This is a genomic window from Kineococcus auxinigenes (genome assembly GCF_050871525.1).
GTDB lineage: Bacteria > Actinomycetota > Actinomycetes > Actinomycetales > Kineococcaceae > Kineococcus.
Map to the genome: position 1 here is coordinate 32,463 of NZ_JBKBCT010000012.1, position 17,739 is coordinate 50,201.

Consider the following 17,739-nt stretch of genomic DNA (forward strand, 5'->3'; position numbering starts at 1 on the left):
ACGTACGGTGCCGGGTGTGAGTCGACTGCTCCAGCCCCTGACCCTGCGCGGCACCACCTTCGCCCACCGGGTCTGGGTCTCCCCGATGTGCCAGTACTCCTGCGACCCCGTCGCCGCGCCCGGCGTCCCGGACGACTGGCACCTGGTCCACTACGGCTCGCTGGCCGTCGGCGGCGCGGCCCTGGTCCTGACCGAGGCCGCCGCCGTGGTGCCCGAGGGCCGCATCAGCCCGCACGACGCGGGCCTGTGGGACGAGGAGCAGGAGCGCGCCTGGGCACGGGTCGTGGCGTTCGTGCACTCCCAGGGCGCCGCAGCCGGCGTCCAGCTGGCCCACGCCGGCCGCAAGGCGAGCACCCACCGCCCGTGGGCGCCGGTGCAGGGCAGCGTGCCGGTGGAGGAGGGCGGCTGGCCGACCGTGGCGCCCAGCGCGATCGCCCACGGCGGCCTGGCGGTCCCCGCCGCGCTGGACGCCGACGGGGTCGCCGGGGTCGTGACCGCCTTCGCCGACGCCGCCCGCCGCGCCGAGCGCGCCGGCTTCGACGTCGTGGAGCTGCACGCCGCGCACGGCTACCTGCTGCACCAGTTCCTCTCGCCGCTGTCCAACCGGCGCACGGACGGCTACGGCGGCGACCTCGCCGGGCGCTCGCGCCTGCTGCTGGAGGTCCTGGACGCCGTGCGCGCCGCGTGGCCGGACGACAAGCCGGTGTTCGTGCGCGTGTCCACCTCCGACTGGGCCGAGGGCGGCTGGGACGTGCAGGAGTGCGTCGAGCTGGCGCGGCTGCTCGCCGAGCACGGTGCCGACCTCGTCGACGCCTCCTCCGGCGGCAACGTGCCCGAGCAGCGCATCCCCGTCGGCCCCGGCTACCAGGTGCCCAACGCGGGCCGCCTGAAGCGGGAGGCCGGGGTGCCGGTCGGGGCCGTGGGGCTGATCCTGGACCCGCTGCAGGCCGAGCAGGTGCTGGTCAGCGGCGACGCGGACGCGGTGCTGCTGGCCCGCCCGCTGCTGGCCGACCCCCGCTGGCCCCAGCGCGCCGCGGTGGCCCTGCACGACACCGGTGCCGTGGCGTGGCCGGCGCAGTACGTGCGCGCCACCCGCGAGGACGTCCCCCTCAGCGCCCCGCGGTGAGCCCCCGCCCGCGCCGGGCCGGAGTCGTGCGGACGGGCCATGATGGGGGGGTGCGCCACCGGACCAGAACGGAGCGGCAGTCGTGAGCCCCCTGCCCCCCACCGCCCTGACGGGGCGCCTGCTGCTGGCGACGCCGTCGCTGACCGACCCCAACTTCCACCGCGCCGTCGTCCTCGTGCTCAACCACGACGAGGACGGTGCGCTGGGCGTGGTCGTCAACCGCCCGCTGGAGGTGGACGTGGACGCGGTGCTGCCGGGCTGGCAGGCGTTCGCCACCGCCCCCGGCAAGCTGTTCCAGGGCGGTCCCGTGGCGCTGGACTCCGCCCTGGGCCTGGTGGCCGTGCCCGGCGACCGGCCCGACCCCGCCGGGGTGCGCCGCGTGTTCGGCTCCGTGGGGCTGGGGTCGGTGGGCCTGGTGGACCTGGACACCCCGCCGGAGGCCGTCGTGGACGAGCTGTCGGGCCTGCGCATCTTCGCCGGCTACGCGGGCTGGGGCGCCGGCCAGCTGGAGGGCGAGATCGCCGAGGAGGCGTGGTTCGTGCTGCCCGCCGAGGCCCGCGACGCCTTCAGCGACGACCCCGACCGGCTGTGGGCGGACGTGCTGCGCCGGCAGGGCGGCGACCTCGCGCTGGTGGCGAGCTTCCCGGCCGACGTGTCGCTGAACTGACCCCGCGCCGGCACGTACGATCCCGGCATGAGCTCGCCGACCGACGACCCGTTCAGCCCCGCCCCGCAGGAGGCGCCGTCGTCGACGCCCTCGCGCACGGCCGTCCTGGACCGCCAGGAGCAGGCGGAGGAGAAGGTCGAGCCCGGCGACCACGAGCGCTTCGCGCACTACGTGAAGAAGGAGAAGATCATGGAGTCCGCCCTCTCGGGCGACCCCGTGATCGCGCTGTGCGGCAAGGTGTGGGTGCCCGGCCGCGACCCCAAGCGGTTCCCGGTCTGCCCCACCTGCAAGGAGATCTACGAGAGCCTGTCCGGCGCCGGCAAGGGCGGCGGCAAGGACGGCGGCGGGGACGGCTCCGGCCGCTGATGGCGCGCCCCGCCGGCCGTGGTGGGAGCCCGGCCGCTGCGGCGGGGCCGCTCTCGCGCGCCCACCGCGCCACCACGCTGCCCGTCCTGGCCTTCATCTGCCTGGTCGCCTTCGAGTCGATCGCCGTGGCCACGGCCATGCCGCGCGCCGCGGCCGACCTGGGGGCGGTGCGCTCCTACGGCCTGGCGTTCTCCTCCTTCCTCACCGCCAGCCTGCTGGGCACCGTCGTGGCCGGCAGCTGGGCCGACGCCCGGGGCCCGCGCGCGCCGATGGCCACCGGTGCCGCGCTCTTCGTCGTCGGCCAGAGCGTGTGCGCCGCCGCGCCCACCTACTCCGCCCTGCTGGCCGGGCGCCTGCTGGCCGGTCTGGGCGGCGGGCTGCTGGTGGTGTCCATCTACGTCGTCGTCGGCTCCGCCTACCCCGACGAGGTGCGCCCGCGGGTGTTCGGCTGGATGTCGGCGTGCTGGGTGCTGCCCGGCGTGGCCGGGCCCGCGCTGGCCGGGTGGATGGCCGACGCGGTCGGCTGGCGCCTCGTCTTCGGCGTCGTCGTGCCGGTCGCCGTCCTGGTGGCCGCGGTGATCCTGCCGCGGGTCGCCGCCGCCGCGGCCGCGCACGGCACCCCGGCGGCACCGGGCGCGCCGGGCGACGCCCGCCGGCGGGTGCGGCGCGGGCTGGTCGTGGCCGCAGGCGCCGGGGCGCTGCAGGCGGGCGCGGAGGACCTGGCCGGCGGCGGGACCGCGGCGGTGCTGCTGACGGCGGGCGGGGCGGTGGCGGTCGCCGCGGCCCTGCCCGGGCTGCTGCCGCCGGGGGCGCTGCGCCTGGCGCGCGGGCTGCCCAGCGTCGTGGTGGTGCGCGGGCTGTTCACGGCCGCGTTCTTCGGCACCGAGACGTTCGTGCCGCTCATGCTGGTCTCCGAGCGGGGCTTCTCGCTGTCGCAGGCCGGGCTGGTGCTCACCGGCGGGACCCTGGGCTGGTTCGCCGGCACCACCTCGCAGGCGCGGGCCCTGGACGGGGTGCCGCGCGCGCTGCTGCTGCTCGCCGGCGGCAGCGCCCTGGCCGTGGCCGGCGCGCTGCTGGCCGCCTTGACCCTGACCGGCGCCAGCGGGTGGTGGGTGCTGGCCGCGTGGCTGCTCGCGGGGTTCGGGATGGGCCTGGGCGTGGCCACCACCAGCGTGCTCACCCTGCGCCTGGCGGCCCCGGCCGAGCGGGGCCTGGCCTCCTCGGCGCTGCAGCTGTCCGACAACCTCGGCTGCGTGCTGGGCATCGCCGTGGCCGGGGGCGTCTTCGCGGCCCTGCACGCCGGCGCCGGCCGCGACCAGGCCCTGTTCGGCGGCCTGTACGCCGGGCTGGCGCTGGTGGCGCTGGCCGCCGGGCTCGCCGGCCCCCGCGCGCCGGTGCCGCGCCCGCCGGTGTCCTGCCCGGAGCCCGCCGCGGGGTCGTCTACGGTGGGAGGACCGTGAGCACGAGCACCCAGAACACCTCGCCGGACCTGTTCGACACCGCACCCGCCGGGCCCACCGCGACCCCGACCGGTGCCGCCGCGTCGCCGGGCAGGCCCCTGCGCGCGTGGCAGCAGCAGGCGGTCGAGCAGTACTTCGACCCCGAGCGCCCCGACCCCGAGGACTTCCTGGTCACCGCGACCCCGGGCGCGGGCAAGACGACCTTCGCCCTGGCGCTGGCCCGCCGGCTGCTGGACGCCCGCAAGGTCGACCGCGTCGTCGTGGTCGCCCCCACCGACCACCTGCGCACCCAGTGGGCCGAGGCCGCCCACCGCGCCGGCATCGAGCTGGACCCGACGATGTCCAACGCGGTGGGGCCGGTGCGCCCGGACGTGCGCGGCTACGTCACCACCTACGCGCAGGTCGCCGGGCACCCGATGCTGCACCGGGCCCGTGCCACCGCCAAGCGCTCCCTGGTCGTGCTCGACGAGATCCACCACGCCGGCGACGGCCTCAGCTGGGGCGAGGCGGTGCAGGAGGCGTTCGCCGACGCGCGCCGCCGCCTGTCCCTGACGGGAACCCCGTTCCGCACCAAGGCCGACGAGCGCATCCCGTTCGTGAAGTACGTCGAGGACGACTCGGCGGAGTCCGAGGGTGGCCTGCGCAGCCTGGCGGACTACACGTACGGCTACCGGCAGGCCCTGGCCGACGGCGTGGTGCGCCCGGTGGTGTTCGCCGCCTACACCGGCACCTCGCGCTGGCGGAACTCCGCCGGTGAGGTGGTGGCCGCCTCCCTGAGCGAGCCCTCCACGAAGTCGGTGGAGGCGCTGGCGTGGAAGACGGCGCTGGACCCGCGCGGGGACTGGGTGCCGCACGTCATCGCCGCGATGGACGAGCGCCTGGAGCACCTGCGCGAGCACGGCATGCACGACGCCGGCGGGCTGGTGCTGGCCTCCGACCAGGACGACGCCCGCGCCTACGCCAAGATCGTGCAGCGCGTCACGGGGGAGAAGCCGGTGCTGATCCTGTCCGACGACCCCAAGGCGTCGAGCAAGATCCAGGACTTCGCCGACGGCGACCAGCGCTTCGCGGTGTGCGTGCGCATGGTCTCCGAGGGCGTCGACGTGCCGCGCGCGGCGTGCCTGGCGTGGATGACCTCGTACCGCACCCCGCTGTTCTTCGCCCAGGCCGTCGGGCGCGTGGTGCGCGCCCGCGCCCGCGGGGAGTCGGCCACGGTGTTCCTGCCTGCGGTGCGCCCGCTGCTGGCGCTGGCCGCGGAGATGGAGACCGACCGGAACCACGTCATCCCGCCGCCGCCGAGCGTCACCTCCGAGGAGGTGGACGAGGGCGGGCTTGACCTGCTGCCGGCGCCCGAGCGCGAACCCGGCGGGGTGCAGGAGTACGAGGCGCTCGAGGCGCAGGCGGAGTTCGCGCACGTCCTGCACGGCGGCAGGGCCCTGCTGGGCACCGAGACCGCGCCGCTGGAGGTCAGCGCCGAGGAGGAGGACTTCCTCGGCCTGCCCGGGCTGCTCTCGCCGGAGCAGACGGCGGCGCTGCTGTCCCAGCGCGACGCGGAGATCCGCAAGCGCACGGCCACCCCGCGCGCCGCCGAGGAGCCCGCGGCGCCGGCACCCGCGGCGGAGCAGGACGACGAGGCGGTCTGGCACACCGCGGCGCTGCTGCGCAAGGAGATCCACGGGCTGGTGGGGCGGGTGGCGGCGGGCCGTCAGGTTCCGCACGCCACCGTCTACGCGAAGGTCCGCGCCGCGGTGCCGGGCCCGCCGTCGGCCTCGGCCGGGGTGGACGTGCTGCGGCGCCGGCGCGACCACCTGCTGGCGATGGTGTGAACCGGTAGGTTCGGACGGTGCCCGAGATCGTCCAGCGGACCATGGTCCGGGGAGCCGTCGACGAGGTGTTCGACGTCTCCCTCGACCTCGACGTCGAGCGCGTGGCGGGCCGGCGGTTCCGGGTCCGCGCCGTCGAGGGCTTCGGTCGCACGAAGGGCCGCATCCAGCTCGGCGAGAGCGTGCGCTGGCGGCTGAAGCTGTTCCGGTTCCTGCCGGTCACGCACACCTCGAACATCGTGGAGCTGGAGCGCCCGCGCCGGTTCGTGGACCGCATGGACTCCGGGGTGTTCGCGCAGTTCCACCACGAGCACGTCTTCGAGCCGGAGGGCCCGCAGATGACGATCATGACCGACCGGATGGCGTGGCGCAGCCCCGCCGGCCCGTTCGGGCGGGTGGCCGACGTGCTGTTCGTGCGCCGCACCCTGCGCCGGCTGCTGGCCGACCGCAACTCCGAGATCGTGCGCCGCTTCAGCTGAGCCGGACGGGGCGCCGGTGGAACCCGGCGCCGCCCGCACCCGTTCGACCGGCGTGGCCGGGAACGCCCCGGCCGCGGAGGAGGACGACGACGTGGGTTTTCTCGACAACCTCAGGAGCAAGGGCGCGCTCGCCGGCGACCAGCTGAAGACGCGGGTCGCGCAGTTCAAGAGCAAGGACTTCGCCGAGGCGAGCATGGCGACGTGCGCGCTCATCGCCGCCGCCGACGGCAAGATCGACCCCTCCGAGCGGCAGAAGACCGCCGCCTTCATCGGCTCCCACGACGTCCTGGCCGCCTTCGACGCCGCGCAGCTGCGCGACTCCTTCGACCGCTACTGCGGCAAGCTGTCCAGCGACTACGACTTCGGGAAGATCGAGGCCCTGCAGGCCGTCGGCAAGCTGCGCGGCAAGCCCGACCAGGCGCGCGCGGTCGTGCAGGTGGGGGTCCTGGTGGGCGGCGCCGACGGCGACTTCGACGACGACGAGCGCCGCGCGGTGCGCGACGTCTGCCACGCCGTGTCCCTGGACCCCGCGGAGTTCGGCGTCTGATGCTCCCCACGCTCCCGCCCGGACGGGCCGAGCGGGGTGCTGCCCGGCCGGCCTGGCAGGCTCGGCTCCCGTGAGCGCACCCGCCGGCTGGTACCCCGACCCCTCGCACCACGCCCAGTTGCGCTGGTGGGACGGCCAGCGCTGGACCGAGCACACCCACGCCGCACCGCAGGCCGGTGCCGGGCTGGACCTGCGCAAGGACCCCGCGCAGGGGCACCCGGACCCCCGCGCGCCGCACCCCGGGTCCGGCGGGCTCACCCCGTACGGGGGGAGCCCCTACGGCGACCCGTCCCGCGGGCAGCCGTCCGCGCGCGCCCTGGCCACGCCCGACGGGCAGCCGCTGGGCAACCTGGGGCTGCGGCTGCTGGCGCGCCTGCTGGACTGGGTGCTGGTCTCCGTCATCGCCACCGTCGCGGGCTGGTCGCTGGTGCAGCGCCTGGTGGCGACGATGGACGAGTCGCTCGACGCGGCGGCCGCCGGCGACCCCACGGCCACGCTGCGCCTGTTGGAGGACCCGGGTTTCACGGCGGCATCGTCCAGCTTCACGTTCGTGCTGCTGGCCGTCAGCGCCGCCTACACGGTGCTCCCGCTGCGCTTCTACGGCGCGACCCCCGGCAAGGCGCTGTTCGGCCTGCGGGTGCGGCACTGGGAGCGGCCCGGGCACCCCACGTGGGGGCAGTCGATCCTGCGCTGGGTCAGCAGCGACCTCGTCGGGCAGATCGTGCCGTTCTACCTGCTGCTGGACTACCTGTGGCCGACGTGGGACCGGCGCAAGCAGGCCCTGCACGACAAGCTGGGCGGCACCGTGGTGGTGCGCCGGCGCTGAACGCGCCCCCGGGCACCGCACCCCGCGGGGGTGCGGTGCCCGGGACGGCTCAGGCGGTGAACTGCGCGGGGCGCTCGCGCGGGGCCTCGCCCAGCGCCCGCGCGATCCCGTCCGCGTCCAGTTCCGCGCCGTAGACGGGGGTGCCGGGCTGCTGGCGCCACGAGTCGGCCAGCGGGCCGGCGTCCACGGCGTCGAAACCCGTCGCGAAGACGAGCTCGGCCACCACGGACTTCGCGGCCGCGTCGTCCCCGGCCAGCGGCAGGGCGCGCCGCTGCGGGTCGCCCGCGGGGCGCCCGGCGCTGAGCAGGTGCTCGGCCTGGATGCCGTTGAACGCCTTCACCCAGCGCAGCCGCCCGGCGGGGTCGAGCTGCTGCGCCACCCACGCCGTCTCCGGGGTGCCGGCCTCGATCGCGTCGATGCGCCCGTCGCGCTCGCGGGGGTAGTAGTTGCCGGTGTCGACGACCACGGTGCCGTCGGCGGCGGCGTCCAGCACCCCGGCCAGGTCCGGCACGCTCTTCTCCGGGACGGTGACCACCACGAGGTCGGCGCCGTGCGGGGCGTCGGCGGCGCTCACGGCGGTGGCGCCGGTCTCGGCCGCCAGGTCCGCGAGGGTCTGCGGCCCGCGGGAGTTCGCCACCCGGACCTCGTGCCCCAGCCGGGTGAACACCCGGGTGAGGTTCGCGCCGATGTTGCCCGCTCCGATGATGCCGATGCGCACGTCGTGCTCCCGTTCGTCGAGGTGGTGGTCCCTGCAGGGGCTCGGCAACCCCGCCGTGCGCCGTGCTGTTCCGGGCTGCGCCGTTCCGGGCCGCGGGTGCGGCTCAGGCGACGACGGGCTCGCCGACCAGCGCGACGCCCGCCGCCCGCAGCTGCTCCAGCGCCGCCTCGACGGTCGCCGCCGAGATGCCGGCGGTCAGGCCCAGCAGCACGGTCGTGCGGAACCCCTCGCGCGCGGCGTCCAGGGCGGTGGCGCGCACGCAGTGGTCGGTGGCGATGCCCACCACGTGCACCTCGTCCACGCCCCGCTGGCGCAGCCAGTCCGCCAGGCCGGTGACCAGCTCCCCGCCCTCGGCGGTCACGCTCGTGGTGGTGCCCTCGAACCCGGAGTAGGCCGCCGCGTACTGGCCCTTGCGGAAGACCGCCTCCACCCGGGAGGTGTCCAGCGCGTCGTGCAGCAGCGCGCCGTAGCTGCCCGCGCGGCAGTGCGGCGGCCAGGAGTCCACGAAGTCCGGGGTGTCGGAGAAGTGCCCGCCGGGGTCGACGTGGAAGTCCTGGGTGGCCACGACGTGGTCGTAGGAGATCCCGCCGCGGGCCAGCAGCTGGCTGGTGGCCGCCGCGACCTCGTCGCCGCCGGCGACCCCCAGCGCCCCGCCGGGGCAGAAGTCGTTCTGGACGTCCACCACGACCAGCGCGCGGGTCACCGGGCACCCCCCGCACCGTCCGCCGCCGGGGGCAGGACGGTGGTGGGCAGCGCGGGGTCGCCCTTGGACAGCGCCAGGCCGTCCCACGGCAGCGTCACCAGCGCCCGGCGCAGGTGCTCGCGGGACTCCTCCAGCGACGGCAGGTCCCGCACGCGCTCGCCGTCGACGACGAACGGCACCTGCAGCGGGCGGTCGTTCGGCTCGCGCGGCGGCGCCGCACCCACGCCGAGGACCTCCTCGGTGGCGGTGCCGGTGGGGCGGTGCCGGCGCACGGCGACCTTGCGCCCGCCCTGGGTGACCTTGGAGGTGGAGCGCTTGGCCACGGGACGGCCCTCGACCTCGACCAGCTTGTAGACCAGCCCGGCGGTGGGGGCCCCGGAGCCGGTGACCAGGGAGGTGCCCACCCCGTAGCCGTCCACCGGGGCGGCGGCCAGCGCCGCCAGGGCGTACTCGTCCAGGTCGCCGGAGACGACGATGCGGGTGCTGGTGGCGCCCAGGGAGTCCAGCTGCGCGCGCGCCTGCTCGGCCAGGACCGCCAGGTCCCCGGAGTCGATGCGCACCGCGCCCAGCTCGGGACCGGCGACCTCCACCGCCGTCTCGATGCCGCGGGTGATGTCGTAGGTGTCCACCAGCAGGGTGGTGCCCGTGCCCAGGGCGGCGACCTGCGCGCGGAACGCCGCCTCCTCGGTGTCGTGCAGCAGCGTGAAGGCGTGCGCGCTGGTGCCCGTGGTGGGGATGCCGTACCGCTCGCCGGCGGCGAGGTTCGAGGTGGCGGTGAACCCGCACAGGTACGCGGCGCGGGCGGCGGTGACCGCGGCCTCCTCGTGGGTGCGCCGCGAGCCCATCTCGATCAGCGGCCGCCCGTGCGCGGCGGTGCTCATGCGGGCCGCGGCGGCGGCGATCGCGCAGTCGTGGTTGAGGATGGAGAGCACCACCGTCTCCAGCACCACGGCCTCGGCGAAGGTGCCGGTCACCGTGAGCATCGGCGAGCCGGGGAACCACAGCTCGCCCTCGGCGTAGCCCTCGATCGAGCCGCCGAAGCGGTACGCGGCCAGCCAGTCCAGCGTGCGCTCGTCCAGCACCCCGCGCAGCCGGGCCAGGGAGGCCTCGTCGAAGGTGAAGTCGCGCACCGCGTCCAGCACGCGCGGCACGCCGGCGACCACGCCGTAGCGGCGCCCCTCGGGCAGGCGGCGCCCGAAGACCTCGAAGACGCAGCGCCGCTCGGCGGTGCCGTCGGCCAGCGCGGCCTGCAGCATCGTCAGCTCGTAGTGGTCGGTCAGCAGCGCGGTGGAGGCGCCGGGTGCCGTGCGTGGGCTCACGCGGGCGAACCTAGCGCGCACCGCGGACGCCGGGCGCGTCAGCGCGGGCCGGACGGGCGGGACGGACGGGCGGGGCTCCTAGACTGGGGCCGTGCCCTCGACCGTCCTCACCGCTCCCGTGGAGCTCGAGCGCCCCGAGGCGGACCTGACCGCCGCCCCCGACACCCCCTGGGTCACGCTGGTCTGGAACGACCCCGTGAACCTCATGTCCTACGTCTCCTACGTCTTCCGCACCCACTTCGGCTACTCCGAGGCCAAGGCGCAGGCCCTCATGCTCGACGTGCACACCAAGGGCCGCGCCGCGGTCAGCTCCGGCAGCCGCGAGCAGATGGAGCGCGACGTGGAGGCCATGCACGGCTACGGCCTGTGGGCGACCCTGCAGAAGGACGACTGAGCCCCCTGAGGATCCGACGACGCGCCATGGCCACCTTCCGCCGTTCCCGCAACGGGCTGTTCTCCCTGACCCTGCAACCCGTCGAGGCCGACGTCCTGGCCTCCGTCACCCGCGAGGTGCTGGAGCTGCTGGACGTGCCCGAGCGGCGCCCCGACCCGCTGGCCGAGGAGCTGGGCCTGGGCGACCTGCCCGGCTTCGGGGCGCTGGCCGACAGCGCCGGCGGGCCCGCCGCCCCGCCCGAGGACGACGTGCTGCGCCGCCTCCTGCCGGACGCCTACCCCGAGGACCCCGACGCCGCCGCGGAGTTCCGCCGCTTCACCGAGCACGGCCTGCGCGAGCGCAAGGCCGCCGCCGCGCGCGCCGTGCTGGCCTCGCTGGCCCCCGTGGAGGGGCAGGGCGGGCGCGTGCAGCTGGACGCCGACGGCGCCCGCACCTGGCTGGCCGCGCTCAACGACGTGCGCCTGGCCCTGGGCACCCGCCTGGGCGTCAGCGACGACTCCGAGCCGGAGCTGCTCGGCGACGACGACCCCGAGCGGTACGCGTGGGCCGTGTACGACTTCGCCACGCACCTGCAGGAGACCCTGGTGCGCTCCCTGGGCTGAGCCCGCACGGGCCCCGCGCGGTCCCGCGCGGGTGCGGTGCGCGTCCCGGGCGCGGCGCGCGGCGCCGCGTAACCTGCTGCGGTGAGCGCGAGCGTGGACCGGGACGACCCCATCGGCATCTTCGACTCCGGGGTCGGCGGCCTCACCGTCGCCCGCGCCGTCCTGGACCAGCTGCCGCACGAGGCGATCCACTACATCGGCGACACCGCCCACAGCCCGTACGGGCCCAAGCCCATCGCCGAGGTGCGCCGCTACGCCCTGGACGTGCTCGACGACCTCGTCGACTCCGGCGTGAAGATGCTCGTCATCGCCTGCAACTCCGCCTCCGCCGCCGTGCTGCGCGACGCCCGCGAGCGCTACGACGTGCCCGTCGTGGAGGTCATCCTCCCGGCGATGCGCCGGGCGGTGCGCGCCACCCGCAACAACCGCGTCGGCGTCATCGGCACCCGCGCCACGATCTCCTCGCGCGCCTACGACGACGCCTTCGCCGGCGCCCTGGACGTGCGGCTGACCAGCGCGGCGTGCCCGCGGTTCGTGGAGTTCGTCGAGCGCGGCGTCACCGGCGGCCCGGAGCTGCTCGACGCCGCCCGCGAGTACCTCGCCCCCGTCATCGCCGCCGGGGTGGACACCCTCGTGCTGGGCTGCACCCACTACCCGATGCTGACCGGCGTGCTGCGCACCGTCGTCGGCGACGGGGTGACGCTGGTCTCCAGCGCGGAGGAGACCGCCCTGGACGTCTACCGGGAGCTGTCCGCGCGCGACCTGCTGCGTCCCGACGACCGCCCCGCCCCGCGGCACCGCTTCACCGCCACCGGTGACCCCACCCCGTTCCGGCAGCTGGCGCAGCGCTTCCTGGGCCCGCAGATCGTCTCCGTGGAGGAGACCGGCCCGCTGCAGCTGGGGGCGCTGCGCGGGGCCCTGCGCGGCGCCGGTGAGAAGGTGGGCCGGTGAGCACCGACCCCACCGGAACCCCCGCACCCCGCGCCGACGGCCGCGCCCCCGACGAGCTGCGCGAGGTGCGCATCACCCGCGGCTGGCTCGACCACGCCGAGGGCAGCGTCCTGGTCGAGTTCGGCCGCACCCGCGTGCTGTGCGCGGCGTCCTTCACCGAGGGCGTGCCGCGCTGGCGCAAGGGGTCCGGGCAGGGCTGGGTGACCGCCGAGTACGCCATGCTGCCGCGCGCCACGAACACCCGCGGCGACCGCGAGTCCGTCAAGGGCAAGATCGGCGGGCGCACCCACGAGATCAGCCGCCTCATCGGCCGCAGCCTGCGCGCCGTCGTCGACACCAGGGCGCTGGGCGAGAACACCGTCGTCCTGGACTGCGACGTCCTGCAGGCCGACGGCGGCACCCGCACCGCCGCCATCACCGGCGCCTACGTGGCCCTGGCCGACGCGATCGCCTGGGGCAAGGCGAAGGGGCTGGTGCGCCAGTCCAAGCAGCCGCTCACCGGGTCGGTCAGCGCCGTCAGCGTCGGTGTCGTCGGCGGGCGCCCCGTCCTGGACCTGCCGTACGTGGAGGACGTCAAGGCCGAGACCGACATGAACGTCGTCGTCACCGGCGACGGCAGGTTCGTGGAGGTGCAGGGCACCGCCGAGGGCGTGCCCTTCGACCGCTCCGAGCTGGACGCCCTGCTGGACCTGGCGGTGGGCGGCTGCGCGCGCCTGGCCGCCCTGCAGGCCGAGGCGCTGGCCGCACCGCTGCCCGGGAGCCCCGCGTGAGCGCCCCGGCCGGTGCGCGCCGGGTGGTGCTGGCCACCCGCAACGCCCACAAGGTCGGCGAGCTGCGCGCGGTGCTCGAACCCCTGCTGCCCGACGTGCAGGTCCTGGGCGTCGACGCCTTCGACGACGTGCCCGAGGTCGCCGAGACCGGCGTGACGTTCGAGGAGAACGCGCTGCTGAAGGCCCGTGCCGTGGCCGCCGCCACCGGGGTCGTCGCCGTCGCCGACGACTCCGGCATCGCCGTGGACGTCCTGGGCGGGGCGCCGGGCATCTTCTCCGCCCGCTGGGCCGGCCGGCACGGCGACGACGCCGCGAACCTGGACCTGCTGCTGGCGCAGGTCGCCGACGTGCCGGAGCAGCACCGCGGCGGCGCGTTCGTGTGCGCCGCGGCGCTGGCCACCCCCGGCGGGGAGGAGCACGTCGTGCGCGGTGAGCTGCGCGGGCGGATCACCACCGCCGCCGCCGGTGGCGGGGGCTTCGGCTACGATCCGATCTTCGTGCCGGCCGGGTCCGAGCGGACCCTCGCCGAGCACACCGCGGAGCAGAAGAACGCGATCAGCCACCGCGGCCGCGCCTTCGGTGCGCTCGCGCCCGTGCTGGCCGCCGTTCTCGACGGGCGGCCCATCCAAGGGCCGGCCGGCTCCGAACCCCGGGTGTGAGGACACCGGGCAGCGCATCGAGGACTCCGGCGCCGGAGGGGAGCACGGGGCCACGGCCCCGCGCAGCCGGTCTCGCGGCGCTGTCCGGGGTCCTCGCCGCCGGCGTGACGTTCGGGGCGGGGCAGCTGGTGGCGGGTCTGCCGCTGCGCGGGCTGTCCCCCTCGGCGGCCCCCCTCGTCGTCGTGGGCGACGCCGTCGTGGACCGGGTGCCCGCACCCGTCAAGGAGTTCGCGATCAGCGCGTTCGGCACCGCGGACAAGGCGGTGCTGCTGGGCACCATCGCCGTGCTCGTCGTCCTGCTGGCCGCCGCCGCGGGCGTCCTCGCCCGCCGCCGCCTCGCGCTCGGCGTCGGCGTGGTGGGGCTGCTGGGCGTCGTCGGGGTCCTGGCGGCCGCGACCCGCCCCGACGCCACCGCCCTGTCCCCGCTGCCCTCCGTCCTCGGTGCCGCCGCCGGCGCGTACGCCCTCACCCTGCTGACGCGCCGCCTGGCACCCGGTGGCCGGGCCGAGGGGCCCCGCCGCCGCGCGCTCCTGCTCGGCGGGGTGGCCGCCGCCGGTCTGGCCACCGGGGGAGCGGGCCGCGTCCTGACCGGCGCCCGCGGCGCCGAGGAGTCGCGCGCGGGCGTCGTCCTGCCCGCCCCGGCCGAAGCAGCCCCGCCCGTGCCCGCCGGCGCCGACCCGGCCCGGCTCGTCGCCACCGGCCTGACCCCGTACGCCACCGGCAACCGCGACTTCTACCGCATCGACACCGCCCTCGTCGTGCCCGACCTGCGCGCGCAGGACTGGACGCTGCGGCTGCACGGCATGGTCGAGCGGGAACTCACCCTCACCTTCGACGACCTGCTCTCCCTGCCACTGGTCGAGCGGTGGATCACCCTCACCTGCGTCAGCAACGAGGTCGGCGGCGACTACGTCGGCAACGCGAAGTGGCTGGGGTACCCGCTGGCCGACCTGCTGGCCCGCGCCGGGGTGCGCGACGGCGCCGACATGCTGTTCGCCACCAGCGCCGACGGTTTCACGCTGTCCGCGCCGCTGGCCGAGGCGACCGACGGCCGCGACGCGCTGCTCGTCGTCGGCATGAACGGCGAGCCGCTGCCCCGCGAGCACGGGTTCCCCGTCCGCATGGTGATCTCCGGCCTGTACGGGTTCGTCTCGGCGTGCAAGTGGGTCACCGACCTCGAGGTCACCCGGTTCGCGGAGAAGACGGCGTACTGGACCGACCGCGGCTGGGCCGAGCGCGCACCGGTCAAGACCGCCTCCCGCATCGACGTCCCCCGCTCCTTCGCGACGGTCCGCGCCGGCCGGGTCCCCGTCGCCGGCGTCGCCTGGGCGCAGGACCGCGGCGTCAGCGCCGTGGAGGTGCGGGTCGACCGCGGCGAGTGGGAACCGGCCAGGGTGCTGCCGTCGGTGTCGGAGGACACCTGGTGCCAGTGGGTGTTCGACTGGGACGCCGAACCCGGCGGGCACGTGCTGGAGGTGCGGGCCACCGACGCGACGGGGACGCCGCAGACGGACGAGGTGGTGGCGCCGATCCCGAACGGTTCCAGCGGGTACGACTCGGTCACGGTGACGGTCGAGTAGTTCCCGGGTTCCTGGCTTCCCGGGTTCTCGCGTTGCCGTGGCCGGGTCCTCGGCCGGCCGGCGGGGTGGTGCGGGTGCCGGGCTCTCCGCCCGCTCCCGACCGCATGGCTCCCGTCCTCGCGCGGGGCGGGCTCCGGACGCCCGGCACCCGCACCACCCCGCCGGCCTCCACCCCCACCGTTCCTCGGCGCCCATCCTTCGCCCACCTCCTGCCCCGTACTCGTCCGGTCCAGCGCGCAAGACTCCGTTGCTGCCGAGGTGTTCGATCCCGGTCGTGCAGGTGACGGGACGCGCAGACGGTGGGGAGGAGTTCTCGGCCGGGCGTCCGGAGCTCGCGCCGGCGGAAACCTCCCGTGGTGCGCGCAGGTGACGGCGCGAGCGGAGAGCCCGGCCGGGAAACCCTCACCACCGTCACCCGGCCACCGGGGCTCACCGGCCGCGAAGGTTTCGTCGGTGCGATCGGGCGACGGCGAAAACCCCCCAATCCATCGCCGCTCCGGTTCCGAACCCCTGGTGAACGACCGGCCGGGAACTCCGGCCGGGAAGCCCTGAGGAAGGAACCCCCGTGAAGCGCACCGGAACCCTGATGGCCCTCGTGGCGACCGCGACCCTGGGCCTGGCCGCCTGCGGCGGCAGCGACACCGCCTCCACCGCAGGTGAGGAGGCGATGGCCGGCTCGTCGAGCAGCTCGTCGTCGAGCTCGTCGATGCCCAGCGCGTCGGAGTCGATGGACGCCGCGGCGATGAGCGGGCCTGTCGGCCCGGGCTGCGCCGACTACGCGGCGGCGAACGCGTCCGGTCCCGCGTCGGTGGGCGGCATGGCCGCGGACCCGGTGGCCACGGCGGCGTCGAACAACCCGCTGCTGACCACGCTGACCGCGGCGGTCTCGGGGCAGCTGAACCCCGACGTGAACCTCGTCAACGACCTCAACAACGGCGAGTACACCGTGTTCGCCCCCGTCGACGACGCGTTCGCCCAGGTCCCGGCCCAGACGCTGGAGACCCTGAAGACCGACAGCGCGACGCTGCAGTCGATCCTCACCTACCACGTGGTGCAGGGGCGGCTGAGCCCCGAGGAGGTCGTCGGCACACACACGACCCTGCAGGGCGCGGAGGTCACCGTCTCCGGTGAGCCGGAGTCGCTGACGGTGAACGGCGACGCGGTGGTCGTCTGCGGTGGCGTGCAGACCGCGAACGCGACCGTCTACCTGGTCGACTCCGTCCTGATGCCCCCGGCCTGATGCCCCCGGCCTGATGCCCCCGGCCTGATGCTCCGGGCCCGACGGGTTCCGGCACCGGTTCGTCCGCGGGGAGGGGAGGTGGGACAGTGGGCGCGATGACCACCTCCCGTCCCCGCGCCGCCGGCGCCGCGGGACCCGGCGACGCGGACGCCGCGCTGGCCGCGGCCGCCCGCGGGGACCAGGCCGCCTTCGCCGCGTTCTACGACGCGACGGCCGCGGCCGTGCACGGCACGGTCCTGCGGGTGCTGCGCGACCCGGCGCAGTCCGAGGAGGTCGTGCAGGAGGTGTTCCTGGAGGCGTGGCGGACCGCCGCCCGCTTCGACCCGGGGCGCGGCAGCGCCCGTGGCTGGGTGGTGACGATGGCCCACCGGCGCGCGGTGGACCGCGTCCGTTCCAGCCAGGCCGGTTCCTCGCGCGAGGAGCGCTACGGCGTCCGGGAGGAAGCCCCCTACGACAGCGTCAGCGAGGAGGTCGAGGTGCTGCTCGAGCGCGAGGAGGTGCAGCGCGCCCTCGGCGTCCTCAGCCCCGTGCAGCGCGAGGCCGTGGACCTGGCGTACTACGGCGGGCGAACGCACCGGCAGATCGCCGAGGACCTGCACCTGCCGCTGGGCACGGTGAAGACGCGGCTGCGCGACGCCCTGCTGAAGCTGCGGGACGCGATGGGGGTGCGGTCGTGAACGAGCGCGACGAGCGGGAGCGGCGCCCCGGCGACGGGCCGGTCCCCGGCGACGACGAGGCGCTGGCCGGCGCCTGGGCCCTGGACGCCCTGGACGACGACGAGCGCGCCGCCTACGAGGAGCGCCTGCGCCGCGACCCCGCCGAGCGGCGGGCCGCGGACGAGCTGCGCGAGGCCGCGTCCCTGCTGGGTGCGGCCGCCGCGGTGCCGCCGCCCGCACGGCTGCGCGCCGACGTGCTCGCGGCCATCGCCCGGACGCCGCAGGAACCCCCCGCCGGCCCCTCGCCCGTCGCGGGGCTGGCCGCGGCCCGGCGTTCGCGCCGCGGGCCGTCCCGGTGGGCTGCCCTGGTGGCGGCCGCGGGGATCGTCGTGGCGGCCGTGGGCACCGGGGTGGCGCTGGACGCCCGCTCGGACGCCGAGCGGGCGCGCCAGGTCGCCGCCGCGCAGCTCCAGCAGCGGCAGGACGCGCAGGAGACCCTGGAGCAGGTGGCGGCGCTGGTGGCGTCGGGGGAGAGCGTGACGGTCCAGGCGTCCAGCGGGGGCAGCGCGACCGTGGTGCGCGCCGGGGACCGCGCGGCCGTGGTGACCGCGGGGTTGCCCGCGCCGGGGGAGGGGCACGCCTACCAGTTGTGGCTGGTGCACGACCAGGGCGTCACGCCGGCCGGGATGCTGCCGGGAGCGGGGGAGCAGGACGGACCGGCCGTGGCACTGGTCGAGGGCCTGGGGGCGGCGACGGCGCTGGGGCTGTCGGTGGAACCCGCCGGCGGCTCGCGGCAGCCGACGACGACGCCCGTGGTGGTGGCCCCGCTGCCCGCCTGAGGGAGGTGGGTCGT

Annotated in this window: 20 protein-coding genes; 17 read left to right on the forward strand and 3 right to left on the reverse strand. The window is 76.3% G+C overall.

Annotated features, from left to right (window positions below; all coding sequences use genetic code 11):
- The first annotated feature begins 16 nt into the window (after nt 1-16).
- The 8 genes from ACRYR9_RS06010 (at nt 17) to ACRYR9_RS06045 (ending at nt 7,294) form a co-directional block, all read left to right on the forward strand.
- Complete coding sequence (locus ACRYR9_RS06010) at nt 17-1,126, forward strand: NADH:flavin oxidoreductase/NADH oxidase (protein ID WP_432493618.1); 1,110 nt, start codon at nt 17-19, stop codon at nt 1,124-1,126.
- 82 nt (nt 1,127-1,208) lie between these two features.
- The gene (locus tag ACRYR9_RS06015) at nt 1,209-1,793 is read left to right on the forward strand and encodes a YqgE/AlgH family protein (RefSeq protein ID WP_432493620.1); all 585 of its coding nucleotides are present in this window, start codon (nt 1,209-1,211) and stop codon (nt 1,791-1,793) included.
- A gap of 27 nt (nt 1,794-1,820) precedes the next feature.
- On the forward strand, nt 1,821-2,159 hold the full coding sequence (locus tag ACRYR9_RS06020) for a DUF3039 domain-containing protein (protein ID WP_432493622.1): 339 nt from the start codon (nt 1,821-1,823) through the stop codon (nt 2,157-2,159).
- Nucleotides 2,159-3,619 (forward strand): MFS transporter, encoded by a 1,461-nt coding sequence (locus tag ACRYR9_RS06025; protein ID WP_432540181.1) that lies wholly within the window; start codon nt 2,159-2,161, stop codon nt 3,617-3,619. The genes ACRYR9_RS06020 and ACRYR9_RS06025 overlap by 1 nt, the downstream gene beginning before the upstream one ends.
- Complete coding sequence (locus tag ACRYR9_RS06030; RefSeq protein WP_432493626.1) at nt 3,616-5,445, forward strand: DEAD/DEAH box helicase; 1,830 nt, start codon at nt 3,616-3,618, stop codon at nt 5,443-5,445. The genes ACRYR9_RS06025 and ACRYR9_RS06030 overlap by 4 nt, the downstream gene beginning before the upstream one ends.
- A gap of 17 nt (nt 5,446-5,462) precedes the next feature.
- Nucleotides 5,463-5,921: an SRPBCC family protein gene (locus ACRYR9_RS06035; RefSeq protein ID WP_432493628.1), complete on the forward strand. Its 459-nt coding sequence runs from the start codon at nt 5,463-5,465 to the stop codon at nt 5,919-5,921.
- A 91-nt stretch (nt 5,922-6,012) separates the two neighbouring features.
- Nucleotides 6,013-6,468: a tellurite resistance TerB family protein gene (locus ACRYR9_RS06040; RefSeq protein ID WP_432493674.1), complete on the forward strand. Its 456-nt coding sequence runs from the start codon at nt 6,013-6,015 to the stop codon at nt 6,466-6,468.
- 70 nt (nt 6,469-6,538) lie between these two features.
- Nucleotides 6,539-7,294 (forward strand): RDD family protein, encoded by a 756-nt coding sequence (locus tag ACRYR9_RS06045; RefSeq protein ID WP_432493630.1) that lies wholly within the window; start codon nt 6,539-6,541, stop codon nt 7,292-7,294.
- 49 nt (nt 7,295-7,343) lie between these two features.
- Here the strand turns inward: ACRYR9_RS06045 and ACRYR9_RS06050 are convergent, their stop codons facing one another.
- From ACRYR9_RS06050 to ACRYR9_RS06060, 3 genes are read right to left on the reverse strand one after another with little or no spacing between them, the layout of a single operon-like run.
- Nucleotides 7,344-8,060 (reverse strand): NADPH-dependent F420 reductase, encoded by a 717-nt coding sequence (locus ACRYR9_RS06050; protein WP_432493632.1) that lies wholly within the window; start codon nt 8,058-8,060, stop codon nt 7,344-7,346.
- A gap of 55 nt (nt 8,061-8,115) precedes the next feature.
- The gene (locus ACRYR9_RS06055; protein ID WP_432493634.1) at nt 8,116-8,715 is read right to left on the reverse strand and encodes a nicotinamidase; all 600 of its coding nucleotides are present in this window, start codon (nt 8,713-8,715) and stop codon (nt 8,116-8,118) included.
- Nucleotides 8,712-9,971, reverse strand: a complete 1,260-nt coding sequence (locus ACRYR9_RS06060; RefSeq protein WP_432493677.1) for a nicotinate phosphoribosyltransferase — start codon at nt 9,969-9,971, stop codon at nt 8,712-8,714. The genes ACRYR9_RS06055 and ACRYR9_RS06060 overlap by 4 nt, the downstream gene beginning before the upstream one ends.
- A 154-nt stretch (nt 9,972-10,125) precedes the next feature.
- Here ACRYR9_RS06060 and clpS point away from each other — a divergent pair, with 154 nt between their 5' ends.
- The 9 genes from clpS (at nt 10,126) to ACRYR9_RS06105 (ending at nt 17,725) form a co-directional block, all read left to right on the forward strand.
- Complete coding sequence (gene clpS / locus ACRYR9_RS06065) at nt 10,126-10,428, forward strand: ATP-dependent Clp protease adapter ClpS (RefSeq protein ID WP_242128710.1); 303 nt, start codon at nt 10,126-10,128, stop codon at nt 10,426-10,428.
- 26 nt (nt 10,429-10,454) lie between these two features.
- On the forward strand, nt 10,455-11,030 hold the full coding sequence (locus ACRYR9_RS06070) for a DUF2017 domain-containing protein (protein WP_432493636.1): 576 nt from the start codon (nt 10,455-10,457) through the stop codon (nt 11,028-11,030).
- 81 nt (nt 11,031-11,111) lie between these two features.
- Nucleotides 11,112-11,981, forward strand: coding sequence for a glutamate racemase (gene murI / locus ACRYR9_RS06075; protein ID WP_432493638.1), 870 nt, complete (start codon nt 11,112-11,114; stop codon nt 11,979-11,981).
- Nucleotides 11,978-12,751 (forward strand): ribonuclease PH, encoded by a 774-nt coding sequence (gene rph, locus ACRYR9_RS06080; protein ID WP_432493640.1) that lies wholly within the window; start codon nt 11,978-11,980, stop codon nt 12,749-12,751. The genes murI and rph overlap by 4 nt, the downstream gene beginning before the upstream one ends.
- A complete protein-coding gene (gene rdgB, locus ACRYR9_RS06085) occupies nt 12,748-13,410 on the forward strand; it encodes an RdgB/HAM1 family non-canonical purine NTP pyrophosphatase (RefSeq protein WP_432493642.1) in 663 nt (220 codons plus the stop codon). The genes rph and rdgB overlap by 4 nt, the downstream gene beginning before the upstream one ends.
- Nucleotides 13,411-13,514: 104 nt before the next feature.
- On the forward strand, nt 13,515-14,990 hold the full coding sequence (locus ACRYR9_RS06090; protein WP_432493644.1) for a molybdopterin-dependent oxidoreductase: 1,476 nt from the start codon (nt 13,515-13,517) through the stop codon (nt 14,988-14,990).
- A gap of 586 nt (nt 14,991-15,576) precedes the next feature.
- The gene (locus tag ACRYR9_RS06095) at nt 15,577-16,230 is read left to right on the forward strand and encodes a fasciclin domain-containing protein (RefSeq protein ID WP_432493680.1); all 654 of its coding nucleotides are present in this window, start codon (nt 15,577-15,579) and stop codon (nt 16,228-16,230) included.
- Nucleotides 16,231-16,325: 95 nt separating this feature from the next.
- Nucleotides 16,326-16,907, forward strand: coding sequence for an ECF RNA polymerase sigma factor SigK (sigK, locus tag ACRYR9_RS06100; RefSeq protein WP_432493646.1), 582 nt, complete (start codon nt 16,326-16,328; stop codon nt 16,905-16,907).
- Entirely contained in the window at nt 16,904-17,725 is an 822-nt protein-coding gene (locus ACRYR9_RS06105; protein ID WP_432493648.1) for an anti-sigma factor, read from the forward strand. The genes sigK and ACRYR9_RS06105 overlap by 4 nt, the downstream gene beginning before the upstream one ends.
- Nucleotides 17,726-17,739: the final 14 nt, after the last annotated feature.

Coding starts and splice junctions, on each gene's coding strand:
- ACRYR9_RS06095 (WP_432493680.1), top strand. CDS start 15,577: ATGGCCCTCGTGGCGACCGCGACCCTGGGCCTGGCCGCCTGCGGCGGC.
- sigK (WP_432493646.1), top strand. CDS start 16,326: ATGACCACCTCCCGTCCCCGCGCCGCCGGCGCCGCGGGACCCGGCGAC.
- ACRYR9_RS06025 (WP_432540181.1), top strand. CDS start 2,159: ATGGCGCGCCCCGCCGGCCGTGGTGGGAGCCCGGCCGCTGCGGCGGGG.
- ACRYR9_RS06020 (WP_432493622.1), top strand. CDS start 1,821: ATGAGCTCGCCGACCGACGACCCGTTCAGCCCCGCCCCGCAGGAGGCG.
- ACRYR9_RS06060 (WP_432493677.1), bottom strand. CDS start 9,971: ATGCTGCAGGCCGCGCTGGCCGACGGCACCGCCGAGCGGCGCTGCGTC.
- ACRYR9_RS06070 (WP_432493636.1), top strand. CDS start 10,455: ATGGCCACCTTCCGCCGTTCCCGCAACGGGCTGTTCTCCCTGACCCTG.